Here is a 23277-nt window from a genome sequence, read left to right as displayed (position 1 = left end):
TCACCCCTTGACGGCGCCGGAGGTCAGGCCGGCGACGATCCGGCGCTGGAAGAACAACACGAAGAGGATGATCGGGATCGTGATGACCACGGCCGCCGCCGCGATCGACCCGGCCGGGTCCTCGAACTGGGAACTACCGGTGAAGAACGACAGCGCCACCGGCACGGTCCGCGACTGCTCGGTCGAGGTGAGCGAGATCGCGAACAGGAAGTCGTTCCAGCAGAAGATGAACACCAGGATCGCCGTCGTGAACACACCCGGCGCGGCCAGCGGCGCGATGACGCGACGGAACGCCTGCCCCGGCGTCGCACCGTCCATCTTCGCCGCCTTCTCGAGCTCCCAGGGGATCTCGCGGAAGAACGCCGACAGGGTGTAGATGGCGAGCGGCAGCGCGAACGTGATGTACGGCAGGATCAGGCCGGGCCACGTGTCGAACAGACCCAGCGAGCGCTCGATCTCGAACAACGGCGACACCAGCGAGACCTGCGGGAACATCGCGATCAGCAGCGAGACGCCCACCAGCAGGTTCTTGCCGGGGAAGTCGAGCCGCGCGATGGCGTAGGCGGCCATCGTGCCGAACACCACGGCGATCGCGGTCGCGATGACCGCGATGCCGATGGAGTTGATCAGTGCCCGCGTGAACTCGGACGTCGAGAAGATGTTCTGGTAGTTCTCCAGACTCCACTCGCGAGGGATGAAGTTGCCGTCCGCCAACGTCTTCGACGACTTGAACGACAGCGACACGATCCACAGCACCGGAACCAGCGCGTAGATCACGACCACCGTGTTGAGCACACCCCAGCCCCACTTCTTGGCCGGGGTCTCCGCTCCTCCGATACCCGCCATCAGCGCTTCCCTCCGTCGTCACTGCCGGGGGCAGCGGTGCCGAAGAGCTTGATGAACACGAACGCGATGATCGCGACCATGATGAAGATCAGCACGGACATCGTGGATCCGATACCGAGGTTCAAGCCCTTGATGAGGTTGTTGTAGGTCAGCATCGACACCGACGACGTGCCCTGCGAACCCGCGGTGAGCACGAAGAGGTTGTCGAAGATGCGGAACGCGTCGAGCGTGCGGAACAGCAACGCCACCAGGATCGCCGGCTTCATGATCGGCACGGTGATCCTGATGAACCGCTGCCACCCGCTCGCGCCGTCCATCGCGGCGGCCTTGAGCAGGTCGTCCGGCACCAGCGCCAGACCCGCCATCAGCAGCAGGGCCATGAACGGCGTGGTCTTCCAGATCTCCGCGAGACCGACGACCATCAGCGCCGGGATCTTCTCCGTGAGCACGGGATCGCCGCCGAGCGCCTCGGCGAGGTAGCCGGTGCCGGGCGTCCAGGCGAAGCGCCAGGAGAACGCGGCCACGACCGTCACGATGCCGTACGGGATCAGCGTCGTCGTGCGGACGATGCCGCGGCCGACGAGCGCGCGGTGCATGATCAGCGCGAGCGACATGCCCAGCACCAGCTCGACCGCGACCGTGACGACGGTGAGCAACACCGTCACCCACACCGCGTTCCACCAGTACGGGCTGCTGAGCACGGTGATGTAGTTGTCGAACCAGATCCACTCGGTGCGGTCCGGGAACTTCAGGTCGAACCTCTGCATCGACAGCAGCACCGAGTAGAGGATCGGCCAGCCGGTCACCGCGATCATGGTGAGCGCTGCGGGCGCGCAGAGCAGCCAGCCGAGCCTGCGTTCGGCTCGCTTGCCCTCGCTCAGCGCCGCCTTCTTCCTGGGCGCAACGGGTTCTGCCGTCTCTGCCTGCACAGCGTCTTCTGTGGCCGCATGACTCACGGCAGCACCCCCTTGGAGTCGAGAGCGTCCTGCAGTTCCTGGCGCAGCCGGTCCGCCGTCGCCTGCGGCTCGATGCTCCCGGGCGGCGACAGGATCGTGGAGATGACCGTCGAGACGTTCTGGTAGGCGGGCGTGCGCGGCCGCACACTCGCGTTCTCCAGGGTCGCGAGAATGTCGTCCTTCATCGGGTACGCCTCGGCCATCTCGGGCTCGTCGTAGACGGCCCTGATGGTCGGCGGCACACCGTCCTTGAGGGCGGCGAGCTTCTGGCTTTCCGCGCCACGCAAGCACAACACGGCGTCGAACGACTCGTCCGGGTGCGCGGTGTAGTTGCTGACGGCGTAGTTGATCCCGCCGACGGTGACCTTGGCCTGGTCACCGCTCACCGTGGGGTACGGCGCCCACTTGAAGTTCTTGGCGAACTCCGGCTTCTTCTGCGCCGCCGCGTAGACGTACGGCCAGTTGAGCTGGAACGCCGCGTTGCCGTTCTCCATGGCGAGGCGCGCGTTGTCCTCCGCGGCGTTGGAGAACGACGGGTCGATCGCCGACGACGTGGCGAGCTTCTTCAACGCCTCCAACGCTTCCACGGCCTTGTCGTCGACGATGGCCTTGGTGCCGTTCTCGTCGAGGATGGTGCCGCCGTTGGACTTGACCAGGGTGTTGAACAGCACGACGAGCCCCTCGTACTGCTTGCCCTGTCCCACGATCTGGCCGGGCTTCCCTTCCGCCACCAGCGCCTCGGCCATGGAGATCATCTCGTCCCACGTCTTCGGCGGCGTGGGCACGAGGTCGGAGCGGTACCAGAGGAGCTGGACGTTGGTGTTGTCCGGGGCGCCGTACAGCTTGCCCTCGTACGTAGCCGTCTCGAGCGGCGTCTTCAGCGTGCCGTTCTCCACCTGCGACTTGACCGAACCGGTGAACTCCCTGATCCAGCCCGCCTTCGCGAGTTCGGCGGTCCACGTGACGTCGAGCCCGAGGACGTCCATGCTGTCGTCCTCCGCCGCGAGTCTGCGCACCATCTGCTCGCGCTGACCGTCCGCCTCCCGCGGCAGCTTGTTGTAGACGATGTTGTATCGCCCGCCGGCCTTCGCGTTGCAGCTGTCGACGATGGCCTGGAAGTTCTCCTGGGGATACTTGTAAACGTTGACGGTGATGCCTTGGTCGCCAGACCCGCAAGCCGTGAGGGTTCCTGCCGCGAGTACCGCGGCTCCCACTCCGGCGGCGAGTCGATAGCGCCTCGTCGCACCCATCGGCCCTGCCTCCTTCCCGACTACACGGAGGAGCCAGACCGCAGCGCCCGGCACCTCGTCGTGCCACCGGCCGCACCGGGCGGACCGGTCAAATGAACCTAGGCCTGGTGATCACGAGCCGCAACCAAGGGAAGCAACGATTCAGAACCAATGGTCTTATGTGAAGCTTAAGAACTCGGGTTCGCGGGACGCATCGCGAGCCTCGCGAGCAGGTCACGGCCCTGCTCGGCGGACTTCGGGTGGCAGAGCACGTCATACCGGTTCGCGACCAACTGGCTCGCGGACTGGAAGTCCCGCTTGCCGCGCGCGGACCCGTACCCGACCGCCGCGAACACCAGACCGAAGAAGACACCGGTGATCAGACCGGTGAGCACGGGGCCGACCGTGACACCGGGCTCCGGGCTGAAGAGGGTCAGCAGCAGACCGACGAACAGACCGAACCACGCACCACTCGCCGCGCCGGTCATCAGCACCCGGCTCCAGGTGAGCCTGCCGGTGATGCGTTCCACCAGCATCAGGTCCACGCCGACGATCATGACGTCCTGCACGGTGAAGTTCTCGGTGGCGAGGAAGTCGACCGCGCGCTGCGCCTCCTCGTACGTGGCGTACGAACCGATCGGCCACCCCGTCGGCGGAGTGGGCAGGCGGGGAGGGACGCCGGGCCGGTTCGGGTTGGCGAACGGACTCGTCACGGGGACCACCTCTGTCGGACGCGCTGATCGTCCCATCCTGCCAGTGCCCGCTGCGGCGTGCCGATACGCCTACGGGTGTTTTGCCGGTTTCACCGCATCGGCCGCACCGCGAGTGTTCGACCGCAGCGATTCCTCGGTCGAACACGGGAATTAACGAGCGGTTGGGGATTCGTGTTCGGGCGTGTGTTCGACTCTTGATCGCTGGCCCGAACGGACCTCCCGCCGTAGGTTGATCCACGAGCGACGGGGAGCTGCTCCGGAAACCGTATGCGATTTCCACGCTCATTTCACAACGCAGTCGACATTGGGGGTGACCAAGATGACGATGACCGATCTGAAGGCCAAGATCGAGACCGAGCTGTTCGAGACGCTCGAGCAGTACGCGCAGGACTGCTGCGCCGAGCCGAAGCAGGACTGACGCGCGAACCGGGGTGGGCAGCTGTCATCTGCCCACCCCGGTCCTCTCACTGGAGCCGAAATGACTCTCACTGAAAAGTACATCGACCCGCGCATGCGGGGCTTGCTCTCGGTCAAGCTGACGGACCGGTCGGACGCCGACATCGACGTTCAGCTCGAGGAGTGCCTGAAGTTCCTGGAAATCGTCTCCGCAGGTGAGGGTAGTTCGTTCATCCCGCTCTCGAAAGAGGTCGACGAGATCTGGCACGAGCTGATCGTGGAGACCGGTTCGTACCGGAGGCTCTGCGACGCCCTTCCGGGACGCCGCTTCATCAACCACGAGTCCATCGGTCTGGAAGACTACGCGGGCCGCAGCACCAAAGCGGTTGTGAGCGCGCAGTTCCTCGAGTGGATCCCGAAGTACATCTCCCGGTACGGCAGATTCACCGAGGAGGTCGCCAACCACTGGACGATCTGCCAGTTCCTCCGCACAGAGCTGGGCATGTCGCTGGACGAGATCAACGAAATGGGCTTGAGGGAACTCGGCAAACCCACGCTGACCGCATCATGAGCTCCGCGCAATTCACCGGGTCGAAGGTAGCACTCGGCCGCAAATTCGCGGTGTCGGGATCGAAACTGGCCCTGGCCATTTTCATCACCGGCATGAAGGGTCTCATCTTCTTCCACACTCTGTCGGCGTACGAACCCACGGTGGTAGCCGCGTACGCCACCGCACTCAACCTGATCATGGTGTTCGTCATCGCGGCGGGCGGGTTCCAGATGCTGGTGGTATCCCGGTTCCGGCCGGCCGATTTCCGGCCGGACACGTGGCGGCCGGAGACCGCCGACCGGCTCAGCGCGCTGGCGGCGACCGCCGTCGCGGTGCTGGTCGGCCTGGCCGCCTTGCTGGCACTAGCCGGTGGCGCGCTGGCGCTCATGACGAGCGGCAGCGCCTTGGTGGAGACCGCGTACTGGGCGCGCGTGCCTTCGGTCTGGCTGGTGCCGATCACGAGCATGCTGAGCGGAATCCTGGTCCTGATGGGCAAAGAGGGTGTCGCGCTGCGCGTGGCGGTCGAGAACCTCGTTCTCACGATCGCGGTTGCGTTCGTCCTCACGTTCTTCGACTTGAGCGGACCAGCGATCCTCGTCTGCATCGGCCTGTTCGGCACTGCGGTCGACCTTTCGCTGGTCCTGCGCCAGTGGATCGGGCTCGGCCCGATGCGAGGCGCTGCCGGAGCCGCGCTGCGCCGAGGCGTCCGGTTGATCTCGGCGCCGGGCAGGTGGCAGTACGTCAAGGCGGTTCCGCGAGCGGTGTCGGGCGCCGTGGACGCTTTGCTGCTCGCGGCCACGTTCACCGTGGTCACCGCGCTTGCCACTACCGTCAGCCCCGTCGCCGGTGCGATCACCGGCAGCCTGGTCGCCCTGATCCGGACCGTCGTGGTGCCGTTGAAGGCGTACGGCATGGTCGCGGGCAGGATGACCAAGCAGAGCGAAAACGCGGCGACGATGAACACGTTCGTCACGACCGTCGGCCTGTTCTTCATCCCCGCGGGCCTTTTCCTGCTTGTCAGCCCGGCGACGTTCGTGAACCTCGTCGGCGAGTACCCGGCGGACTCGCCGGGGATCCTGCTCGCGGTCCGGCTCGTGGGCGCGCAGCTCGTGCTCGAACCGTTCACCGGGTTCGTGTCTTCCGCTTTGAAGGTGCTCGTCGCACCATCTGCAACCCTCCGCAGCCTGGCGATCTCACTGTTCGGCTGCGCCCTTCCGGCGATCTCCGTCCTGAGCTGGACCGGCTCGCTGTCGCTCGGTGGCGTGTGGATCGTGTTGCTCTTGACCAGGGTGCTCTTCTGCGTGCAGACGACGTACACCTACTCGCGCTGGCGGTCGCGCGCCTTGGAGGCAGCAGGATGACCGCAGCGCCGGACCTTCGCATCGTGGTCGAATCCCCGCCGTTCGGCGTCGACCTGACCGAGTCCCACGCCGTCCTGCCCGACGAGTTCAAGAACGCGGTCCTACATAGGGTCGGACGACTCGACTGGGCGCGATATCCCGCCCGGCAGCAGCAAGCCGTCCTGGAACGGATCGCCGCGCACTACCTCGTATCACCGCAGGAACTGATCCTCACCCGAGGCGCAAGCGAAGGACTGCGAACCTCCTTCCAGCTCCTCAAGAACCACTCACGTAGTGTGCTGCTGCCCGTGCCAGGGTTCTTCGGCTTCCGCGACATCGCCACCTCGCTGCAGCTGTCCACACAGGACTTCGACGCTTCGAACGGGTTCGCGGGACTGGCGAAGCACCTCGAACGAGGAACCCGAGACCACGTCCCGGTGTTGTGCTCGCCCAACAACCCCACTGGTCACGTGATCGACCTCGGGACACTGGCACGCGTCTGCGAGCTCGGTCCCGCGCCCATCAGCGCAGTCGTCGACCTCACCTACGACGCCTTCACCGACCACCCGTTGCAGCACCACCTGCGGAGGCTGGTCGACCGGGGCGCCGTAAGCTGCCTGACCGCGTCGAAGACGTTCGCACTCGCGGGTGCCAGAGCGGGTCTCCTGATCGGACCCGCAGCCACAATCAGGTCGCTGACCCGCATCCAGGACCGCTTCCCGCTCGACTACTTCCAGCTCGCGGTGATCGACACGTTGTTCGCCCCTGAGTGGTCGAACCTGCGTGCCGAGATCGTCGACAGCACCAAGACCTTGAGAGACAGCGTGGTGCGGCTGTTGCACAGGGTCTTTCCCAAGGACCACGTGTTGCCCGCAAACGCGAATTTCGTTTGCGTCAGGTATGACGCCGGCCTACCGGAGAACTTCGTGCGCGAGGTCGTCGGGTCCGCTGCCTGCAAGTGGTTCGCCGACGAGCGATTGCTGCGCTTCACGGTGAATCCGCGCACTGCAACCGGATTGAGCGACATCACCGCACGGCTCGCACTCTGAGCTACCGGGGACCGCCGCCAGACGCCGCGGTCCCCGCCAGCCATCAGTCTCCGATCGCGTGCTTGCGCTGCAAAGCGTCGGCGAACCGGATCAACACGTGTGCCTGTTCTCGCACCAGGTCGACGACGACTTCGGCGCAGTGCGCGGGAACGGCAGCGGCTACCGCCTCCCTCCCGTCAAGTGCCATCGCCTGCACCTCCAGCCAGCGCAGCAGGCCTCGACCCTTCTCGCTGAGCCGCAACGACGGGTCGTTGCGCAGCGCACTCATCGCGGCGAGCCGGTCCACCTTCTCCGGCTTGTGGGCGTTCCCGGTCCCACGACGACCGAAGGACCGAGAGCCACGTCGTGGCCCAGCCAACCTCGTGCCGTCGGGGACAGGATCAGCTCCCTCGAGAAGCCGCTTGCGGACGTCGTGCGCCGTGGCCACCGAGATCCCGGCTCGCACCGCCACTTCCCTCAGCGGTGTGCGAGGAGCCCCACCGATGATCTCCGCGGCCCGTAGTCTGCCCGCCGCGGGGCCTACCGGCCGGCTCCGGCCGTCGCGTCCGACACGCACGAGCGGCTGAGCGTCTCCCGACGACATCCGCTTCCGCTGCGCCGCAACGGTTTTCGCGGACACGCCAACGATACCGGCGATCGCCCGGTCGGAGAAGTACGGGTGCGAGCCGATGATGCGATCGACCGCGAGCTCACGCTCTTCCTTACTCAGCGGCAGACCGTGCCGCACGTTGGCACGTACGGCGTGCACGAACGCTTCTTCCGGCGAGCCGTCGAAGAACTCGGCATCGATCTCGGCGTCGCCGCGACGAAGCGCCGCCGCGACCCGGTGATGACCGTCGATCACCCTCAGGGAATGCCTGCACACGAGCACCGGGGGCAACGCGTCCCCGGTCAGGCCGGCCAGCACCTCCACGTGTGCCTGTCGCAGTTCGCCCAGACGCGGCGACGCGCCGTTCACCAGTTCGCTGAGACCGAGGCGGATCCGGCTCGCCGTCGTGACAACTGTGATCCGGTCGAGACCAGACGGCTCGACGTTGTGGTTCAACAACAAAATCCCCCAGGACATTTGATGCGGTACAGCGGGAAACCACGCACGCGCCCCCGGCGCATGCGCTCAACAGGCTCCCATCTCAATCCTGACTAACAGGACGATGTCCCGCATGGACTGAATGGGTGATCCAAGGGCTAGCGTGATCGGAGTGTGGGTTCGGACATTCAAGACATAAGGCTCACCCTCGATGGAACCTAGCCGAACATGGGTTCGAACCGGTGCACGAGAGCGCGGTGCGACCGCGCATATACGTCCCGGCTGTCCTCCAGCCGCTCCGTCTCCTTCTTCAGCGCCTCACGGGCCGCACCGGGGTTCCCGCCGAGCACGTGGATGACCGCGAGCTTGCGCGCCCGCTCGAAGTCGAGCAACGACTCCGGCTTCGCGACGAGTTCGCGGGCCAGCGTGTCCCACTTCGCGTACTTGTCGATGTACGGCTTGCCGTGCTTGAGGAACGCGGCCACCAGCGACGCCGCCACGGGAGCGTGGTCACCGCCGGGCTCGAAGGTCCACTTCCAGACGGGCTTGTCGGGCATCAGGTGGCCGAGCGGCATCGACACCACCGGCGTGGTCGGGATTCCGACACCAAGGGTGCGGCAGACCGCGTCGTAGCGGCGGAAGCAGACGCCGACCAGCGGGGTCAGGTCGAGCGCGCCCGCGACGCCGAAGCCGAGCCAGCCGGAGACGCCGTCACCGCGTTCCTGAAGCCAGACGTGGCCGCGGCGGACGAAGCCCGTCGGGCGCAGCGCGGTGTCCACGGCGACGAGCACGTCGGTTTTCGGTGAAGGCCTCACGGATCACAGGGTCCCAAACGAGCGCGGATCTCGCCGGTCGAGTTCAGTGCAGCACCGGTCCGAGGAACTCGGCCAGCTTCCGCACCACGTCCGGCGGCACCTCGTCGAGGTGTTCCGTCAGCTGCAGAAGGATGCGGCCGCCGCCGAGGTGCTCGACGGAAAAACACGGCGCCGTCGCGCAGACCTCCTGCACACCACCCAAAGCGGCGACCTGACGCGGACCCAGCAACGTCGCCCAGTGCGGGCCGCGCGTCATTTCCGCTGCCATGAAAAGGGATTCGTCCAGGCCGACGCCGACAGCGACCTCGTGGGCGGTCCGCACGCCGACGTGGTCCAGCGTGATCCAGCCGCCGCTGGCCCGCACCACCGAGGCACCCGACCGGAGGACGGACAGCCACTCCTGTTGCACCGCATGGGAAATCCAGCCGCCGAACAACGACCGCGAGGCCGTGACAACGACCTGGTGCGGGAACTCCGGGTCGTCCTTCAGCAGGATCTCCGCGCTCCAGCCGTGATCGACCAGGGGCACGCCCTGGGAGTCGAGCTGGACCAGTTGCACGCGCAGGAACGACGGCAGGTCGGCGAGGGCGGCCGACCACGACGGAAGAGTGAAGTCACCCGAAGAGAGCAGCAGCCGGGCATATCCCGGCGGTCCCCAGGGCGTTGTGTCGGAGGGGTGGTAGTCGCGCGCCACCGACACGAGCTCCTCGACCGATGCCGGGCACAGAGGTGCGAGCAGGTCGGTGAACAGGGCGCCGAACCACCTGGCCAGCGCGGGACGGTCGACGCCGGAGAACGTGTCCAGCTCCAGACGGACCACGTGTGGCGGCGACACAGGTCCGGGAAGTGTCAGATCTGTGCTCAAAGTGAGCGAACCTTATGGCCCGCAGGCAAAAACCGTCAGGGGCCAGTCTCGTGAAAGAATGACCCCTAACGGGCGAACGTCTAGCCGCGCGACTGGTAGTCGCGGAGCAGGCCGCGCGAGATGATCGTCTTCTGGATCTCCGACGTGCCCTCGCCGATCAGCAGGAACGGGGCCTCGCGCATCAGGCGCTCGATCTCGTACTCCTTGGAATAGCCGTAGCCGCCGTGGATGCGGAACGACTCCTGCGTCACCTCGGCGCAGTACTCGGAGGCGATGAGCTTCGCCATGCCGGCCTCGACGTCGTTGCGCTGACCCGAGTCCTTGAGGCGCGCGGCGTTGACCATCATCAGGTGCGCGGCCTCGACCTTGGTGGCCATCTCGGCGAGCTTGAACGCGATGGCCTGGTGCTCCACGATGGCCTTGCCGAACGTCCTGCGCTGCTGGGAGTACTCGATCGCGAGCTCGAAGGCGCGGATCGAGATGCCGCACGCGCGGGCAGCCACGTTCACGCGGCCCACCTCGACGCCGTCCATCATGTGGCGGAAGCCCTGGCCGGTGACGCCGCCCAGCACCTGGTCCGCGGCGATCTCGAAGCCGTCGAACACCATCTCGGTGGTGTCGACGCCCTTGTAGCCCATCTTGTCGATCTTGCCGGGGATCGTGAGGCCCGGCAGGACCTCGCCGTAGCCCTCGGGCTTCTCGACCAGGAACGCCGTGAGGTTCTGGTGCGGCTTCTCGGCGCCCTCGTCGGTCTTCACCAGCACGGCGGTGAGGTTCGACGTGCCGCCGTTCGTCAGCCACATCTTCTGGCCGTTGATGGTGTAACCCGACTCGCCCTTCACCGCGCGGGTGCGGATCGCGGCGACGTCGGAGCCGAGTTCGGGCTCGGACATGGAGAACGACCCGCGCACCTCGCCCGCGGCCATCCGCGGCAGGTACTTCTGCTTCTGCTCGGGCGTCCCGTGCTGCTTGAGCATGTGCGCCACGATGAAGTGGGTGTTGATGACACCGGAGACGCTCATCCAGCCGCGCGCGATCTGCTCGACCACCAGCGCGTAGGTCAGCAGGGACTCGCCCAGGCCGCCGTACTCCTCGGGGATCGTCAGGCCGAAGAGGCCCATCTCCTTCATGCCCTCGACGATGTCGGCGGGGTACGTGTCGCCGTGCTCCAGCGTCTGGGCGTGCGGGATGATCTCCTTGTCCACGAACGTGCGGACGGTCGCGAGGATTTCTTCCTGGATGTCCGTGAGACCCGCGGTCTGGGCGAGGCGCGCCATCGCACTTCCCTTCCAAGGCTTGGTTACCGGCGAGTATGGACCGGTTAACGCCCGTTTGCGACCGGGGTGTGCTCTCCGCAACAACCCGAGCGCCCGCTGTACCGAAACAGCATCCCTGGCAGGTGTATTCGCGCACCCGCACGCGACGAACTGAGGGGCAGGACCATAAGATCCCGCCTCACCACTTCTAGGGGGACCCACGATGACCTACGACCCGTACAACCCGAAGCAGCCGGGAGATCCGTACGGCCAGCAGCAGCCGCCTTACGGCCAGCCCGGTCAGCCCGGCCCGTACGGCCAGCAGCCGCCCTACGGCTACGGCTACCCGCCGCCCATGCCGAAGCCGCAGCAGAACGCGATTCTCTCGCTGGTCCTGTCCTGCGTGGGTTTCGTGACGTGCGGCGTCACGGCGATCGTCGGCGTCATCTTCGGCCACATCGCGATGGGGAAGATCAAGCGCGGCGAGGAGGAAGGGCACGGCATGGCCATGGCCGGCCTGATCGTCGGCTACTTCGTCATCGGTGGATGGCTGCTCTACTTCGCGTTCATCATCATCGCGATCATCGCGGCCGCGAACAGCAACACCTACTAGCGGAGAGCTCAGCCCGCGAGGGCGATCTCCAGGGCGCCACCGCAGTGGCGGCAGACGTCGGCGAACACGTGGACGTCGGTAGCGCAGCCCGGGCAGCTGCGGAAGCTGCGCTCGAGCAGGTCGTCCTCGCGACGTTTGAAGAGCCGCAACCGTCTGCTCGTCTTGCCGTTACTCGAACGTGACATGCCCCAGAGCATGCCCCCACGCCGGGGGCAGATCGCAAACTCCGGTGACGGATTGTGCGCCACTTCACCCATTTCGAACGCAACCTGTGACGGTCGAACACGTCCAGTGACATTCAGGGTGAAGTAGCGCACAATCCGTAACGGAATCAGGCCTCCGGCGGCGTCCACACGTTCGCGCGGGACATGCCCGCCGCACGGCCCTTGCCGGAGATCACCAGCGCCATCTTGCGCGACGCCTCGTCGATCATCTCGTCGCCGAGCATCACCGCGCCCCGCCTGCCGCCCGCCTCGGACGTGTAGAACTCGTACGCGTCGAGGATGTTCTCGGCGTGGTCGTAGTCGTCCTGCTTCGGGCTGAAGACCTCGTTGGCCGCGTCGATCTGGCCGGGGTGCAGCACCCACTTGCCGTCGAAGCCCAGCGCCGCCGAGCGACCGGCGACGCGCTTGTACCCGTCGACGTCGCGAATCTGCAGGTAGGGGCCGTCGATGGCCTGCTTGTCGTGGGCCCGCGCGGCCATCAGGATCCGCATCAGGATGTAGTGGTAGGCGTCACCGACGTCGTAGCCGGGCGGCTGCTCGCCGACGACCAGCGACTTCATGTTGATCGACGCCATGAAGTCCGCCGGGCCGAAGATGATCGTCTCGACGCGCGGGGACGCGGTGGCGATCGCGTTGACGTTGTTCAGACCCAGGGCGTTCTCGATCTGCGCCTCGATGCCGATCTTGCCGACCTCGTAGCCCATGGTCTTCTCGATCTGGGTGATCAGGAAGTCGAGCGCCACGACCTGCTCCGGCGTCTGGACCTTCGGCAGCATGATGCAGTCGAGGTTCGCGCCGGCGCCCTCGACGACCTCGGTGACGTCGCGGTAGGTCCACTCCGTCGTCCAGTCGTTGACGCGGACGACGCGGGCCTTGTCGCCCCAGCCGCCCTCGTTGAGCGACGCGACGATGGTCTTGCGGGCATCGGGCTTGGCCAGCGGCGCGCAGGCGTCTTCCAGGTCCAGGAACACCTGGTCCGCCGGCAGCGTGCGCGCCTTGTCGATCATCTTCTGGCTCGAGCCGGGGACCGCCAGACACGAGCGACGGGGACGCTGCTGGTCGACCACTGGAGTACCTCCTTGTACCGGCCGGTAACTATGAGCGCCACAGTGGCACGCATCATCTCCGGGCGCATATTCGCTGAGTCCCGTTTCACAAAGCGAGTTCGCGTCGGTCGTCCGGTCAACCGCTCACGGCGGATTCGGCGAAGCCCAATCCGCCGTGAGCGATTCGGCCGGACGACCGACTTCCCGGCGAACTCGCCGCCGTCTGCGGAGCAGCGGCCATCCAACACTGGCAGGCTGAACCGGTGGAGATCACTCGAGTACTTGACGCCGCGCTGCGGAAGGCCGCCGCCGTCTGGATCACCTCGCCCGGCCACGAACCGCGCCTCGTGCACGCGCATTGGCGCGCCGACTCGCTGTGGGTCATCTCCGGCGGTACCGAACCGACGGTGCCGGGACTGGCTGACGGAGCGCAGGTCACCGTCACCGTCCGGTCCCCCACCACGCATTCGCACCTGGTCGACGCCCAGGCCGTCGCGCACCTGACCGAGCCCGACGACGAGACGACGCAGGCCCTGCGCACCGCCCGGCTCAACACCAAGCCGTCGTGGGACGCCGTGTACCGGCTGGAGTTCAGCTCATGATCACCGTGCCTGAAGGTTTCGGCGAGGGTCTCGGCGACGGCGCACCGGAATGGGTCGCGAACCTGCCGAAGCTCGCCACCAAGGCGTGCGCGCGCTGGCGGCTCACCCCGGACGGCGCGCTGATGAACGGGTTCTGCGCGGTCGTGCTGCCGGTGCGCCAGGCCGACGGGCACCCCGCGGTGCTGAAACTGAGCTGGACGGACGACGAGACCCAGCACGAACCGCTGGCGCTCAGGCTCTACGACGGCAACGGCGCGGTGCGGCTGCTCGACCACGACGCAGAGCTCGGCGCGTTGCTGCTGGAACGCCTGGACCGGCACTCGCTCGACGACGAACCGGTCGACCTGGCCATCGGCGTGATCGGCGGCCTGCTGCGCCGCCATCGTGGAATCCAGGCACCGGGCGAGATCCGCCGGTTCTCCAGCGAGTTGGAGGATCACCCGGCGATCCCGCGCGACCTGCTCGGCGCGGCTCGCGAGGCCGGCACCAGGCCGATGGGCACGACGCTCGTCAACGAGGACCTGCACTACGAGAACGTGCTGCGCGGCGACCGCGAGCCGTGGCTGGTGATCGACCCGAAGCCGTTGTCGGGTGATCCCGAGTACTGCGTTATTCCGTTGCTGTGGAACAGGTTCGACGAGCTGGACGGGCCCAGGGGCCTCACCGACCGGTTCCTGGCGGTGTGCGACGCGGGTGAGCTGGACGTGGCGAAGGCACGCGACTGGACGCTGCACCGGGCCGTCACCAACTGGATCTGGTGTCTGGAAGAGGACATGGCGGACATGGCGGTGATCTGCGCCGACATCGCGCGGTGGGCGGCCCGGACCTGATCTAGCCTGGTGTTGTGGTGGCTGTGAATCGGATCTACATCGCTCAGCTGGCCGGACTTCCCGTCTTCGGCCCCGACGGCGAACCCGTCGGCAAGGCCCGTGACGTCGTGATCAGCCTCCGCATCGACCGGCAGCCGCCGCGCGTGCTCGGCATGGTCGTGGAGCTGGTGACGCGCCGGCGGATCTTCGTGCCGATGCTGCGCGTCACCTCGATCGAGCCGAACGCCGTGACGCTCGCGACCGGGTCGGTGAACCTGCGGCCGTTCCACCAGCGCGTCAACGAGGTGCTGGTGATCGGGGAGCTGCTCGACGCCAGGATCACGGTCGACGACGGTGCCACGGCGGTCGTCGTGGACGCCGCGATGGAGCTGACCCGCACCCGCGACTGGCGCATGGTCCGTGTCGCCGGCCGGGAGCGCACCGGCCGGTTCAGCCTCAAGGGTCCCGTGCAGGTGTGGCGGTGGGAGGACGTCACCGGCCTGAGCGTGAACGAGATCGCGGGCCAGCCGCAGGGCGCGCAGCAACTCGTCGCGGTCTTCGAGGGCATGCGCGCGGCCGACGTGGCTCACGCGCTGCACGAACTACCGTCGAAGCGCCGCCACGAGGTCGCGGACGCGCTCGACGACGAACGCCTCGCGGACGTCATCGAGGAACTGTCCGAAGAGGACCAGAAGGGCATCCTGTCGCACCTGGACGAGGAACGCGCCGCGGACATCCTGGAGGCGATGAACCCGGACGACGCGGCGGACCTGCTGAGCGAGCTGTCCGAGGGCACCAAGGACCGCCTGCTGGAACTGATGGAACCCGAGGAGTCCGAACCGGTCCGGCGGCTGCTGGAGTACTCGTTCGACACGGCCGGTGGCCTGATGACACCGGAGCCGATCATCCTCACGCCGGACGCGACGATCGCGGAAGCGTTGGCACGAGTGCGAAATCCCGACCTCACGCCCGCGCTGGCGTCGATGGTCTTCGTCTGCCGCTCGCCCTCCGCGACACCGACCGGCCGCTACCTCGGCTGTGTGCACATCCAGCGGCTGCTGCGCGAACCACCGTTCGACCTCGTCGCCGGCGTGCTCGACACGGACCTGACCTACCTGTCGCCGAACGCCTCGCTCAGCGACGTGACGCGCTACTTCGCGACCTACAACCTGGTGTGCGCCCCGGTGCTGGACGAGGCCGAGCACCTGCTCGGCGCCGTCACCGTGGACGACGTGCTGGACCACCTGCTGCCGGACAACTGGCGCGAGACGGGACTGAGCCATGCCTGAACTGCTGCCCCGGCGCAGACTCGACCAGCCGCGCGGGCCGCGCGGCTTCCGGTTCTCGATCGACCCGGACACCTTCGGCCAGTTCTCCGAACGGCTCGCGCGTTTCCTCGGCACCGGCAAGTTCCTGTTCTGGCAGACGCTCCTCGTGATCGCGTGGATCACGCTCAACCTCGTCGCCGTGTCCCTGCGGTGGGACCCGTACCCGTTCATCCTGCTGAACCTGGCGTTCTCGACGCAGGCCGCCTACGCCGCGCCGCTGATCCTGCTCGCGCAGAACCGGCAGGACGACCGGGACCGGGTGTCGCTGGAGGAGGACCGGACGCGGGCCGCGCAGACGAAGGCGGACACCGAGTACCTGGCGCGCGAACTGGCGGCGGTGCGGCTGGCGCTCGGCGAGGTGGCGACGCGTGACTTCATCCGCGGTGAGCTGGAGAAGCTGGTGAAGGAGCAGAACAACCTGAAGAAGGTCCGGCAGTGACCCAGGTCACCCGCTGATCTGTCCACTCGCGGCCAGGTCCGCCAGGACCTCGTGGATCGCGGGAGCGGTTTCGGCGTGCTCGCGGTACTCGTCGCGGGTCACGTAGGTGAGTTCGGCGATCTCGCTCGTCGGCCGCGGCGTGCCTGTCAGGTTGGCCGTGAAGCAGGTCATGTCGACCATCGCGCCTTCGCCCTCGCCGTAGGCCGGGGCGATGTACCGCTTGAGCACCTCGGGCTGCGAGACCTCGATCCCGAGCTCCTCCGCGACCTCCCGCCGCAGGGCGTCCTGCGGGGTCTCACCAGGCTCGATCTTGCCGCCGGGCAGGTAGAAGGCCTTCTTGTTGCGTGAGCGCACAACGAGGAGGCGACCAGCCTCGACGTGCACGAGTCCCACCACCGTGATCATGCGATCACGGGAACACGTCGTCCGCGGCGAGGCGGTCGCACGTGCGGCCGAACGCATCGAGCTCACCGGGGCCGAAGCTCTCCCCGAAGTGCTCGGCGACGCCGGCCAGGTGGGTGGTGGAGGCGCTGCGGAGGCGTTCGGCGCCCAGCGGTGTGAGCACGGCCACGATGCCGCGTCCGTCACCGTCGGCGCGTTCCCGCCCGACGAGCCCAGCACGTTCCAAACGGTCCACCAGTCGGGTCACGCCAGACCGGGACAGCAGGACGGCATCGGCCAGTTCAGTCATGCGCATGCGCATGGAAGGCGTCTCGGCCAGTTGAACCAGCACGTCGTACGCCGCGAGCGATAGGCGCTGCTCAGCAATCAGTTCGGCCTCGAGGACCCTCGTGATCCGTGCATGCGCGCGGAGGAACGATCGCCACACCCCGAGCTCGACACGGGTGGGCAACCGGGAACTACCCGATTCCGGCACGGGCGTCGATGTTACGGACAGCGCCCTCTCCACTACGACCTGACCCTGTACTGGAAAGTGACCGGCCGGTAGGACGGGCTCGAACCGGACGTAGCATGGATCGGTGACCACCACACAGCCCCTCCCCACCATCGAGGACGTCCGCAAGGCGCTCGCCGGTGTGCAGGACCCCGAGATCCGCCGCCCGATCACGGAGATCGGCATGGTCAAGGACGTCGAGGTCGGCGCGGACGGCGTCGTCGTGGTCGGCATCTTCCTGACGGTCGCGGGCTGCCCGATGCGCGACAAGATCACCAAGGACGTCACCGCGGCCGTCACGGCACTGGACGGTGTCTCGTCCGTGCGCGTCGACCTGGACGTGATGAGCGACGCCCAGCGCACCGAGCTCCGCAAGACGCTGCGCGGCGGCGCCGAAGAGCCGGTCATCCCGTTCGCCCAGCCGGGCTCGCTGACGCGCGTGTACTGCGTCGCGTCCGGCAAGGGCGGCGTCGGCAAGTCGTCCGTGACCGTGAACCTCGCCGTGTCGATGGCCGCGCGCGGCCTGTCGGTCGGCATCGTCGACGCGGACATCTACGGCCACTCGATCCCGCGCATGCTCGGCGTGGAAGGCCGCCCCACCCAGGTCGAGAAGATGATCATGCCGCCGCAGTCGCACGGCGTGAAGGTCATCTCGATCGGCATGTTCACGCCGGGCAACACCCCGGTCGTGTGGCGCGGCCCGATGCTGCACCGCGCGTTGCAGCAGTTCCTGGCGGACGTGTTCTGGGGCGACCTGGACGTGCTCCTGATCGACCTGCCGCCCGGCACCGGTGACATCGCGATCTCCGTGGCGCAGCTCGTGCCGAACGCCGAGATCCTCGTCGTGACCACGCCGCAGCAGGCCGCCGCCGAGGTGGCCGAGCGCGCCGGGTCGATCGCGCTGCAGACCCGTCAGCGGGTGGCCGGGGTCATCGAGAACATGTCGTGGCTGGAGATGCCCGACGGTTCGCGCATGGAGGTCTTCGGGACCGGTGGCGGCGCGGCCGTCGCCGAGTCGCTGACCAAGGCCATCGGGTCCGACGTGCCGCTGCTCGGACAGGTGCCGTTGGATCCGCGGTTGCGGGAGAACGGTGACTCCGGGACGCCGATCGTGCATGCGGTGCCGGACTCGGCGGCCGCTCAGGTGCTGGCTGAGGTGGCGACGAAGCTCTCGGTGCGGTCGCGTGGGCTGGCTGGGCGGTTGTTGAACGTTTCGCCTGCTGGTCGGTGACGGCTGGCGCTTGACGGCGTGCGGGTCGGCTTGCGTTGGCTTGTCGCGTTCCAGCGGGGTGGTCGGCTGCCGTGCGGGCGGTCGGCTTGCGTGGGCGGGTGGGTTGGCACCGCGCGCGGGTCGGCTTGCGTGGGCTTGTCGCGTTCCAGCGGGGTGGTCACCTGCCGTGCGGGCGGTCGCCCTGCGTGGGCGGGCGGGTTGGGGCCGTGCGGGTCGGCTTGCGTGGGCGTGTCGCGTTCCAGCGGGGTGGTCGCCTGCCGTGCGGGCGGTCGCCTTGCGTGGGTGGCTGGGCGGGCAGTACCGGGTCGGTGCCGGTCATCGCCGCTGCGCGTCGATAGCGATTGGGGCTTGACCTTGAGCCTCTGGCGGGATGCTTGACGGCCGGAAAAGGCCGGGCTGAAAAGCGCCCGGCCGTGCCCATGAGGGGAGCATCCCGCCCACTCAAGGTCAAGCCCCAATCGCCGGGGTTGGTTGCGCCATCACCGCTTCACCAGAGCGAAGAGGTTCACACGCCTCGGCTTCGCCATCGCCGTGGGCGGCAGGGCGGCTTGGCTTCGCCGTTGCCCTTCGCGTGCGGAGGGACGCCTCGGCTCCGCCGTTGCATTGCGCAGCAGGACCGTGGCTTGGCACCTCGCCGCTGCTGGCTGCTGGCTGCTGGCTTATGCCATCACCCGCGCGGCCTTCGTCTTCGCTCTTCGCGCGGGATGGGTCGTGGCTTGCCGCTGCGCTCAGGTGGCGTCCGGGTCGTACGGCGGGCGCTCGCCCGGTGCGAGCGGGCGCTGTTCGGCTGCGGGCGGGGTCGACGGCGTCGGGTAGCCGTTCGACTTCGTGGTGGGCTCGGGGTCCTCGAAGAAGTGCTTCGTGACCGCGCGCTTCGGGTCGAAGTTGCGTAGTTCGCGCAGGTCTTCGAGGGGCTTGCGGAGTGACTCGAACTCCGGGCCCATCTCCTGCTTGAGCTGTTCTCGTGCGCCGGTCGCGTACTCGCGGACCTGCCTCACCGTCTTGCCCAGCCAGGCCGCGGCCGATGGCAGGCGTTCGGGGCCCAGGATGAAGAGACCCGCGATGACGATGATGAGGATCTCTAGCCATCCGATGCTGTCGAACACGGGTCCCAGCCTACTTGTCAGTCGGACTTGAGTGTCACGTCTAGTTTGAGCTCACGGCCCTGGCGTGCCAGGACCACCTGCACGGTTTCGCCGATTTCGTGCTCGCGGACCGCTACGACCAGTTCGGCCGCGTTGCGGACCATGCGGTTGCCGACCTTGGTGATGACGTCGCCCTCCTGGATTCCGGCGGCTGCCGCGGCACCTCCTGCGGGGACGTTCTGCACCTGGGCGCCTTCGGAGGTCTCGGCGGACACGGACTTCACGTTGATGTTCATGTCCGCGTGCTTGACCTGGCCGCTGCGGATCAGCTCCTGGCTGATCTTGCGGGCCCGGTTGCCGGAGATCGCGAAGCCGAGGCCTACGGAGCCGCCGGTCTCGGTGCGGATCGACGAGTTGATGCCGATCAGGGCGCCGCGGGAGTCGACCAGCGCGCCGCCCGAGTTGCCCGGGTTGATGGCGGCGTCGGTCTGGATCGCGTCGTAGGTGACCTGGGGGCCGCCGTTCTCGCCCGCCGCCGTGACCGGGCGGTGCAGTGCGGAGACGATGCCCTCGGTGACGGTGTTGGACAGCTGCAGCGGCGAGCCGATGGCGATGACGCTGTCGCCCACCTGGAGTTCGTCGGAGTTGCCGAACTGCAGGACGGTGGGGTTGGTGACCTCGACCTTGATGACGGCGAGGTCGGTCTTCGGGTCGCGGCCGACCACGCGGGCCTGGGCGCGGGTGCCGTCGGTGAAGACGGCGCTGAGCTTGGCCGAGGAGTCCTGGGCGGCCGGGGCGACGACGTGGTCGTTGGTCAGGATGTAGCCGCCGGCGTCGATGACGACGCCGGAACCGACACCCGCGACGTTCGCGCCCTTGAACTCGATCGAGACGACGCTGGGCGTCACGCGCTTGGCGATGTCCGAGATCGAGCCGGCCGGGCGTTCCTTGCCCTGCGACACCTCGGCCAGCGTGACCGTCGAGTCGGTCAGGGGGTTGCCCGCCCGGCCGATCAGCCAGCCGACGAGGCCACCGACGGCACCGAGGACGAGCGCGACCGTCAAGAGCATCGCCAGGGCCGTCGGCTTCACCCGGCGGCCGAAGAGAAGTTCGGGAACGCTCAGCTGGGGGCCGGGCCCCGGCTTGCGCTCGGGTTCGCCCGGCGGTTCCTCACCGACGGCGGGCGGGCCGATCACGGCACCGGAGGCCGGGTCGCGCCACGGGTCACCGGCGGGCTTGTCGCCCCAGAACACCGGGTCGATGTCCGGATCCGGATCGGACGTGGGCTGCGGCGGCCGTTGCAACAGCTCCTGCGAACCCTGACGGCCGAACGCCGTCACGAGGGACTCGGGAGGTGGTGGCGCGGACTGGAGCTGGGACACGGGCACGTCGCGCGAGGCGAACGCCCCGGGAACACCGTCCGGGCGGCCGAAGGCGGTGGCGTACGCGGGGTCGACCGGCGGCTGCACCAGGGGCCGTGGCCGGAGCCTGCGATGCGCTCCGTCGTCCACTCCGGAAACGGGTGTGGACGTCTGGCCGTTGGGCGACTGCTGGCTCATCTCTCCCCGAGTTTTCCGCTAGGAGTGCTGAACTACAGCGTGCCTGACGAACAGTGAAATGACTGTCAGGGGGTGGTCGCGAAGACCGCGCCGGCGTTCTCCGGCACCGCGGGAGCGGGCGCGTCGCTCTCCGGCGTGGTGAACGCGAGCGCGCTCAGCAACATGCCGCTGACGACGACCCCGGCACCCTGGCGGGCACGACGGCCGCTGAACCAGCCGTTGCTGCCCAGCGGTCTGGACGAACCCAGCACGGGCCCCGTACCGAACGCGGGCCTGTCCGTGCGCTGCACAGCGACGAACTGACCGTCCTCGGTGATCGCGAGCCCGTCCGGAGCAGACGGCAGTTCGACCTCCTGAGGGATCGCACCGAGCCTGTCCAGCAGCGACGCCGACGCCGTGGGCGCCGAAGCGGTGCGCACGGCTGCGCGCGCCTGCTGCTGCGTGAAGGTCTCGAATGCGCAGAAGCCACAACGCTGAACATGCGCGGACGCGCGCTCGTGCGCGGTCGAGGACAGTTCCCCGTCCACGAACGCGACCACGGCATCCGGCAAGAGATGCTGCTCAGGCAGGCCCCAACCTCGGAGGTCGGTCATGCAGAGTCCTCCAGCAACGATTCTTGACGACGGCGTTCGAGCGCGACCCGCAGAGCCTGGCGGCCCCGGTGGATCCTGCTCCTCACCGTACCCATCTTCACCCCGAGAGTGGCGCCGATCTCCTCGTAGGAGAGGCCCTCCACGTCACAGAGCACGACAGCGGCACGGAACTCCGGCGGAAGCTCGTCCAGCGCGGCCTGCAGGTCGGGGTCGAGGTGGTTCTCGTCGTAGATTTCCTCAGGGGACAGGTCGTCACCCTCGAGGCGGTCGTTGTCCTCGGGCAGCGCCTCCATGCGCACGCGACTACGTCGGCGAGCCATGTCGAGGAAGAGGTTGGTGGTGATGCGGTGCAGCCACCCCTCGAAGGTGCCCGGCTTGTACGACGCGAGGGAGCGGAAGACGCGGATGAACGTCTCCTGCGTCAGGTCCTCGGCGTCGTGCTGGTTGCCGGTCAGGCGGTACGCGAGCCGGTAGACCCTGTCCGCGTGCTCACGGACGATTGCGTCCCACGAGGGCGGCGTCCAGTCGGCCGTCTCGATGGGCGCGACGGCCTCCGGCGAACTCGACTGCGTGCGCATCAGGTGTTTCGGCACCTCCATGTGGGCCGCCCGGCGACCCTTATGCGGCTCAACGGGCGACGGGTCCGGCTTGTTCCCGACTAGAGCCTGGCTTCCTGCCTCTGTACCTTCTCCTGCTCCCTTTAAACGATCGTGAGAGTGGGCTGAGAGCACCCTGAGAATTTCGGTTCGGGCCACGTTCACCCGTTTTGGGCACGCATGGCACTAACCTGCTAGACCGTGACCACGGAATCGGCGCTGCGGGAGTACGTCGAGCAGTACCTCCCCGAGGACGACGTGCACCTGGCAGCACGAGCACGCGGCCAGGAACTGGGCTGCGTGCCCATCGGCGCGGGCGGAGGCGCCGCCCTGCGGTTCCTCGCAACCGCACTCCAGGCCCGCGCGGTAGTAGAAATCGGCACCGGAGCGGGCACCAGCGGCCTCTACCTCCTGGCGGGCATGCCCCAATCCGGCATCCTGACCTCGATAGACGTGGCCTCAGAACACCAACGAGCAGCCCGCGAGGCCTACGCGTCAGCAGGCATCTCCCCGTCCAGAACCCGCCTGATCATGGGCAAGGCCCTCGAAGTCCTCCCCCGCCTGACCGACGCGGCATACGACCTCGTCTTCGTGGACGCCTACAAGCCCGAGTACCCGCAGTACCTGCAACACGGCGTGCGCATGCTGCGCCCAGGCGGCGTGATCGCGTTCGACAACGTCCTCTGGCACGGCGCAGTCGTGGACCACACGAAGCAGGACGAGTCGACCCAAGCAATGCGAGACATCGCACGCCTGGTGAAGGAGGACGACCGCCTAGTACCGGTCATCCTCCCGCTGGGCGACGGCCTACTGGTAGCAGCCCGCAGACCCTGAGCAAGCAGGAGCCCTAGATCGAGGGCCGCAGGCCCGAGCCGTCCTTACCAAGCGGGCCAGGCGGTGGGGTCCCATCACGAGTCGCGCCATAGCTCTTGCTGCATGCAGGTAGGGGTGTCAACTCGACACGCTTTTCGTCGAGTTGACACCCCTACCTGCATGTGGCCCGCTCTTGGCTCGGCTCGTGATGGGACCCCACCGCCAACGCAACAGAGATGATGTGGTGGCGGGATCGCCTGGGCCGGTCTGACCCTCAACGCAACTGACCGCGGTGTCCTTTGATGGATCTGTCGTCCGGCCTGGGCGGTCTCGCGTGCACGTCACCAGGCGGGCGGAAGTGACCTGATAGGAGCCTGTCGCCACAGGACCCATCTCTGTTCT

The 23277-nt window shown here is 67.6% G+C and carries 26 protein-coding genes; 10 read left to right on the top strand and 16 right to left on the bottom strand.

All coding sequences use genetic code 11. The annotated features are described in order from the left end of the window. The 4 genes from BLR21_RS29540 to BLR21_RS29525 all read right to left on the bottom strand — a co-directional run bounded on the left by BLR21_RS29540 (nucleotide 1) and on the right by BLR21_RS29525 (nucleotide 3780). Nucleotides 1-846, bottom strand: a complete 846-nt coding sequence (locus tag BLR21_RS29540) for a carbohydrate ABC transporter permease (protein ID WP_030480896.1) — start codon at nucleotides 844-846, stop codon at nucleotides 1-3. Beyond that, entirely contained in the window at nucleotides 846-1775 is a 930-nt protein-coding gene (locus tag BLR21_RS29535; RefSeq protein ID WP_090011066.1) for a carbohydrate ABC transporter permease, read from the bottom strand. Before BLR21_RS29535 ends, BLR21_RS29540 begins: the two co-directional genes overlap by 1 nt. A 23-nt stretch (nucleotides 1776-1798) precedes the next feature. Next, entirely contained in the window at nucleotides 1799-3052 is a 1254-nt protein-coding gene (locus BLR21_RS29530) for an ABC transporter substrate-binding protein (RefSeq protein ID WP_090011064.1), read from the bottom strand. Nucleotides 3053-3219: 167 nt separating this feature from the next. Beyond that, entirely contained in the window at nucleotides 3220-3780 is a 561-nt protein-coding gene (locus BLR21_RS29525; protein WP_090011062.1) for a YflT domain-containing protein, read from the bottom strand. Between the two features lie 442 nt (nucleotides 3781-4222). Here BLR21_RS29525 and BLR21_RS29520 point away from each other — a divergent pair, with 442 nt between their 5' ends. The 3 genes from BLR21_RS29520 to BLR21_RS29510 are packed head-to-tail and all read left to right on the top strand — an operon-like array spanning nucleotide 4223 to nucleotide 7079. Then, a complete protein-coding gene (locus tag BLR21_RS29520) occupies nucleotides 4223-4711 on the top strand; it encodes a hypothetical protein (protein WP_143027914.1) in 489 nt (162 codons plus the stop codon). Further along, nucleotides 4708-6051 (top strand): hypothetical protein, encoded by a 1344-nt coding sequence (locus BLR21_RS29515; protein WP_090011058.1) that lies wholly within the window; start codon nucleotides 4708-4710, stop codon nucleotides 6049-6051. The genes BLR21_RS29520 and BLR21_RS29515 overlap by 4 nt, the downstream gene beginning before the upstream one ends. Further along, nucleotides 6048-7079 (top strand): aminotransferase class I/II-fold pyridoxal phosphate-dependent enzyme, encoded by a 1032-nt coding sequence (locus BLR21_RS29510; RefSeq protein ID WP_090011056.1) that lies wholly within the window; start codon nucleotides 6048-6050, stop codon nucleotides 7077-7079. Before BLR21_RS29515 ends, BLR21_RS29510 begins: the two co-directional genes overlap by 4 nt. 43 nt (nucleotides 7080-7122) lie before the next feature. On the opposite strand, the gene BLR21_RS29505 is transcribed toward BLR21_RS29510, so the two are convergent. The 4 genes from BLR21_RS29505 to BLR21_RS29490 all read right to left on the bottom strand — a co-directional run bounded on the left by BLR21_RS29505 (nucleotide 7123) and on the right by BLR21_RS29490 (nucleotide 11063). Next, nucleotides 7123-8124, bottom strand: coding sequence for a ParB/RepB/Spo0J family partition protein (locus BLR21_RS29505; protein WP_176929852.1), 1002 nt, complete (start codon nucleotides 8122-8124; stop codon nucleotides 7123-7125). Nucleotides 8125-8324: 200 nt separating this feature from the next. Further along, nucleotides 8325-8921, bottom strand: a complete 597-nt coding sequence (locus BLR21_RS29500; protein ID WP_143027912.1) for a hypothetical protein — start codon at nucleotides 8919-8921, stop codon at nucleotides 8325-8327. Between the two features lie 43 nt (nucleotides 8922-8964). Further along, nucleotides 8965-9786: a DUF3396 domain-containing protein gene (locus BLR21_RS29495; RefSeq protein WP_143027911.1), complete on the bottom strand. Its 822-nt coding sequence runs from the start codon at nucleotides 9784-9786 to the stop codon at nucleotides 8965-8967. An 80-nt stretch (nucleotides 9787-9866) separates the two neighbouring features. Further along, the gene (locus BLR21_RS29490) at nucleotides 9867-11063 is read right to left on the bottom strand and encodes an acyl-CoA dehydrogenase family protein (protein WP_090011049.1); all 1197 of its coding nucleotides are present in this window, start codon (nucleotides 11061-11063) and stop codon (nucleotides 9867-9869) included. 202 nt (nucleotides 11064-11265) lie between these two features. Here BLR21_RS29490 and BLR21_RS29485 point away from each other — a divergent pair, with 202 nt between their 5' ends. Further along, nucleotides 11266-11655, top strand: a complete 390-nt coding sequence (locus BLR21_RS29485) for a DUF4190 domain-containing protein (protein WP_090011047.1) — start codon at nucleotides 11266-11268, stop codon at nucleotides 11653-11655. A gap of 8 nt (nucleotides 11656-11663) precedes the next feature. On the opposite strand, the gene BLR21_RS42795 is transcribed toward BLR21_RS29485, so the two are convergent. Together BLR21_RS42795 and BLR21_RS29480 are read right to left on the bottom strand one after the other, a co-directional pair. After that, nucleotides 11664-11840 carry a hypothetical protein gene (locus BLR21_RS42795; protein WP_176929851.1) on the bottom strand — a complete coding sequence of 59 codons (177 nt, stop codon included), beginning with the start codon at nucleotides 11838-11840 and terminating at the stop codon, nucleotides 11664-11666. Nucleotides 11841-11986: 146 nt separating this feature from the next. Continuing rightward, the gene (locus BLR21_RS29480) at nucleotides 11987-12946 is read right to left on the bottom strand and encodes an HpcH/HpaI aldolase/citrate lyase family protein (protein WP_030480887.1); all 960 of its coding nucleotides are present in this window, start codon (nucleotides 12944-12946) and stop codon (nucleotides 11987-11989) included. 242 nt (nucleotides 12947-13188) lie between these two features. Between BLR21_RS29480 and BLR21_RS29475 the strand changes: the two genes are divergently transcribed. From BLR21_RS29475 to BLR21_RS29460, 4 genes are read left to right on the top strand one after another with little or no spacing between them, the layout of a single operon-like run. Next, complete coding sequence (locus BLR21_RS29475; protein WP_256335014.1) at nucleotides 13189-13527, top strand: hypothetical protein; 339 nt, start codon at nucleotides 13189-13191, stop codon at nucleotides 13525-13527. Then, nucleotides 13524-14357: an aminoglycoside phosphotransferase family protein gene (locus BLR21_RS29470; protein ID WP_090011045.1), complete on the top strand. Its 834-nt coding sequence runs from the start codon at nucleotides 13524-13526 to the stop codon at nucleotides 14355-14357. The genes BLR21_RS29475 and BLR21_RS29470 overlap by 4 nt, the downstream gene beginning before the upstream one ends. A gap of 14 nt (nucleotides 14358-14371) precedes the next feature. Then, nucleotides 14372-15625 (top strand): magnesium transporter MgtE N-terminal domain-containing protein, encoded by a 1254-nt coding sequence (locus BLR21_RS29465; RefSeq protein ID WP_090011043.1) that lies wholly within the window; start codon nucleotides 14372-14374, stop codon nucleotides 15623-15625. Beyond that, a complete protein-coding gene (locus BLR21_RS29460; RefSeq protein WP_090011041.1) occupies nucleotides 15618-16103 on the top strand; it encodes a DUF1003 domain-containing protein in 486 nt (161 codons plus the stop codon). The genes BLR21_RS29465 and BLR21_RS29460 overlap by 8 nt, the downstream gene beginning before the upstream one ends. Before the next feature lie 6 nt (nucleotides 16104-16109). Here BLR21_RS29460 and BLR21_RS29455 read toward each other — a convergent pair whose 3' ends face one another. Then, nucleotides 16110-16508 (bottom strand): NUDIX hydrolase, encoded by a 399-nt coding sequence (locus BLR21_RS29455; RefSeq protein ID WP_090011039.1) that lies wholly within the window; start codon nucleotides 16506-16508, stop codon nucleotides 16110-16112. Nucleotides 16509-16512: 4 nt separating this feature from the next. Next, nucleotides 16513-16980 carry a MarR family winged helix-turn-helix transcriptional regulator gene (locus BLR21_RS29450; protein ID WP_030480881.1) on the bottom strand — a complete coding sequence of 156 codons (468 nt, stop codon included), beginning with the start codon at nucleotides 16978-16980 and terminating at the stop codon, nucleotides 16513-16515. 103 nt (nucleotides 16981-17083) lie between these two features. On the opposite strand from BLR21_RS29450, the gene BLR21_RS29445 reads away from it, so the two are divergent. Then, on the top strand, nucleotides 17084-18229 hold the full coding sequence (locus tag BLR21_RS29445; RefSeq protein ID WP_090011035.1) for an Mrp/NBP35 family ATP-binding protein: 1146 nt from the start codon (nucleotides 17084-17086) through the stop codon (nucleotides 18227-18229). Between the two features lie 728 nt (nucleotides 18230-18957). Here BLR21_RS29445 and tatB read toward each other — a convergent pair. The 4 genes from tatB to sigE form a co-directional block, all read right to left on the bottom strand. Beyond that, nucleotides 18958-19335: a Sec-independent protein translocase protein TatB gene (gene tatB, locus BLR21_RS29440; RefSeq protein WP_030480878.1), complete on the bottom strand. Its 378-nt coding sequence runs from the start codon at nucleotides 19333-19335 to the stop codon at nucleotides 18958-18960. A 17-nt stretch (nucleotides 19336-19352) separates the two neighbouring features. Further along, entirely contained in the window at nucleotides 19353-20873 is a 1521-nt protein-coding gene (locus tag BLR21_RS29435; protein ID WP_090011033.1) for a trypsin-like peptidase domain-containing protein, read from the bottom strand. Nucleotides 20874-20938: 65 nt separating this feature from the next. Then, on the bottom strand, nucleotides 20939-21466 hold the full coding sequence (locus BLR21_RS29430; protein ID WP_256335013.1) for an anti-sigma factor: 528 nt from the start codon (nucleotides 21464-21466) through the stop codon (nucleotides 20939-20941). Beyond that, the gene (sigE, locus tag BLR21_RS29425; protein WP_169746025.1) at nucleotides 21463-22044 is read right to left on the bottom strand and encodes an RNA polymerase sigma factor SigE; all 582 of its coding nucleotides are present in this window, start codon (nucleotides 22042-22044) and stop codon (nucleotides 21463-21465) included. The genes BLR21_RS29430 and sigE overlap by 4 nt, the downstream gene beginning before the upstream one ends. Nucleotides 22045-22263: 219 nt before the next feature. Here sigE and BLR21_RS29420 point away from each other — a divergent pair, with 219 nt between their 5' ends. Beyond that, nucleotides 22264-22896: an O-methyltransferase gene (locus BLR21_RS29420; RefSeq protein WP_090011031.1), complete on the top strand. Its 633-nt coding sequence runs from the start codon at nucleotides 22264-22266 to the stop codon at nucleotides 22894-22896. Nucleotides 22897-23277 lie beyond the last annotated feature (381 nt).

Source organism: Lentzea albidocapillata subsp. violacea, assembly GCF_900100275.1.
GTDB classification, from domain to species: domain Bacteria; phylum Actinomycetota; class Actinomycetes; order Mycobacteriales; family Pseudonocardiaceae; genus Lentzea; species Lentzea violacea.
Note: the sequence above shows the minus strand (reverse complement) of the source record. Positions and strands in the feature narration are given on the sequence as shown.

Coding starts and splice junctions, on each gene's coding strand:
- BLR21_RS29540 (WP_030480896.1), bottom strand. CDS start 846: ATGGCGGGTATCGGAGGAGCGGAGACCCCGGCCAAGAAGTGGGGCTGG.
- BLR21_RS29530 (WP_090011064.1), bottom strand. CDS start 3,052: ATGGGTGCGACGAGGCGCTATCGACTCGCCGCCGGAGTGGGAGCCGCG.
- BLR21_RS29525 (WP_090011062.1), bottom strand. CDS start 3,780: ATGGGACGATCAGCGCGTCCGACAGAGGTGGTCCCCGTGACGAGTCCG.
- BLR21_RS29520 (WP_143027914.1), top strand. CDS start 4,223: ATGACTCTCACTGAAAAGTACATCGACCCGCGCATGCGGGGCTTGCTC.
- BLR21_RS29515 (WP_090011058.1), top strand. CDS start 4,708: ATGAGCTCCGCGCAATTCACCGGGTCGAAGGTAGCACTCGGCCGCAAA.
- BLR21_RS29510 (WP_090011056.1), top strand. CDS start 6,048: ATGACCGCAGCGCCGGACCTTCGCATCGTGGTCGAATCCCCGCCGTTC.
- BLR21_RS29490 (WP_090011049.1), bottom strand. CDS start 11,063: ATGGCGCGCCTCGCCCAGACCGCGGGTCTCACGGACATCCAGGAAGAA.
- BLR21_RS29485 (WP_090011047.1), top strand. CDS start 11,266: ATGACCTACGACCCGTACAACCCGAAGCAGCCGGGAGATCCGTACGGC.
- BLR21_RS42795 (WP_176929851.1), bottom strand. CDS start 11,840: ATGTCACGTTCGAGTAACGGCAAGACGAGCAGACGGTTGCGGCTCTTC.
- BLR21_RS29470 (WP_090011045.1), top strand. CDS start 13,524: ATGATCACCGTGCCTGAAGGTTTCGGCGAGGGTCTCGGCGACGGCGCA.
- BLR21_RS29460 (WP_090011041.1), top strand. CDS start 15,618: ATGCCTGAACTGCTGCCCCGGCGCAGACTCGACCAGCCGCGCGGGCCG.
- BLR21_RS29455 (WP_090011039.1), bottom strand. CDS start 16,508: ATGATCACGGTGGTGGGACTCGTGCACGTCGAGGCTGGTCGCCTCCTC.
- BLR21_RS29435 (WP_090011033.1), bottom strand. CDS start 20,873: ATGAGCCAGCAGTCGCCCAACGGCCAGACGTCCACACCCGTTTCCGGA.
- BLR21_RS29430 (WP_256335013.1), bottom strand. CDS start 21,466: ATGACCGACCTCCGAGGTTGGGGCCTGCCTGAGCAGCATCTCTTGCCG.
- sigE (WP_169746025.1), bottom strand. CDS start 22,044: ATGCGCACGCAGTCGAGTTCGCCGGAGGCCGTCGCGCCCATCGAGACG.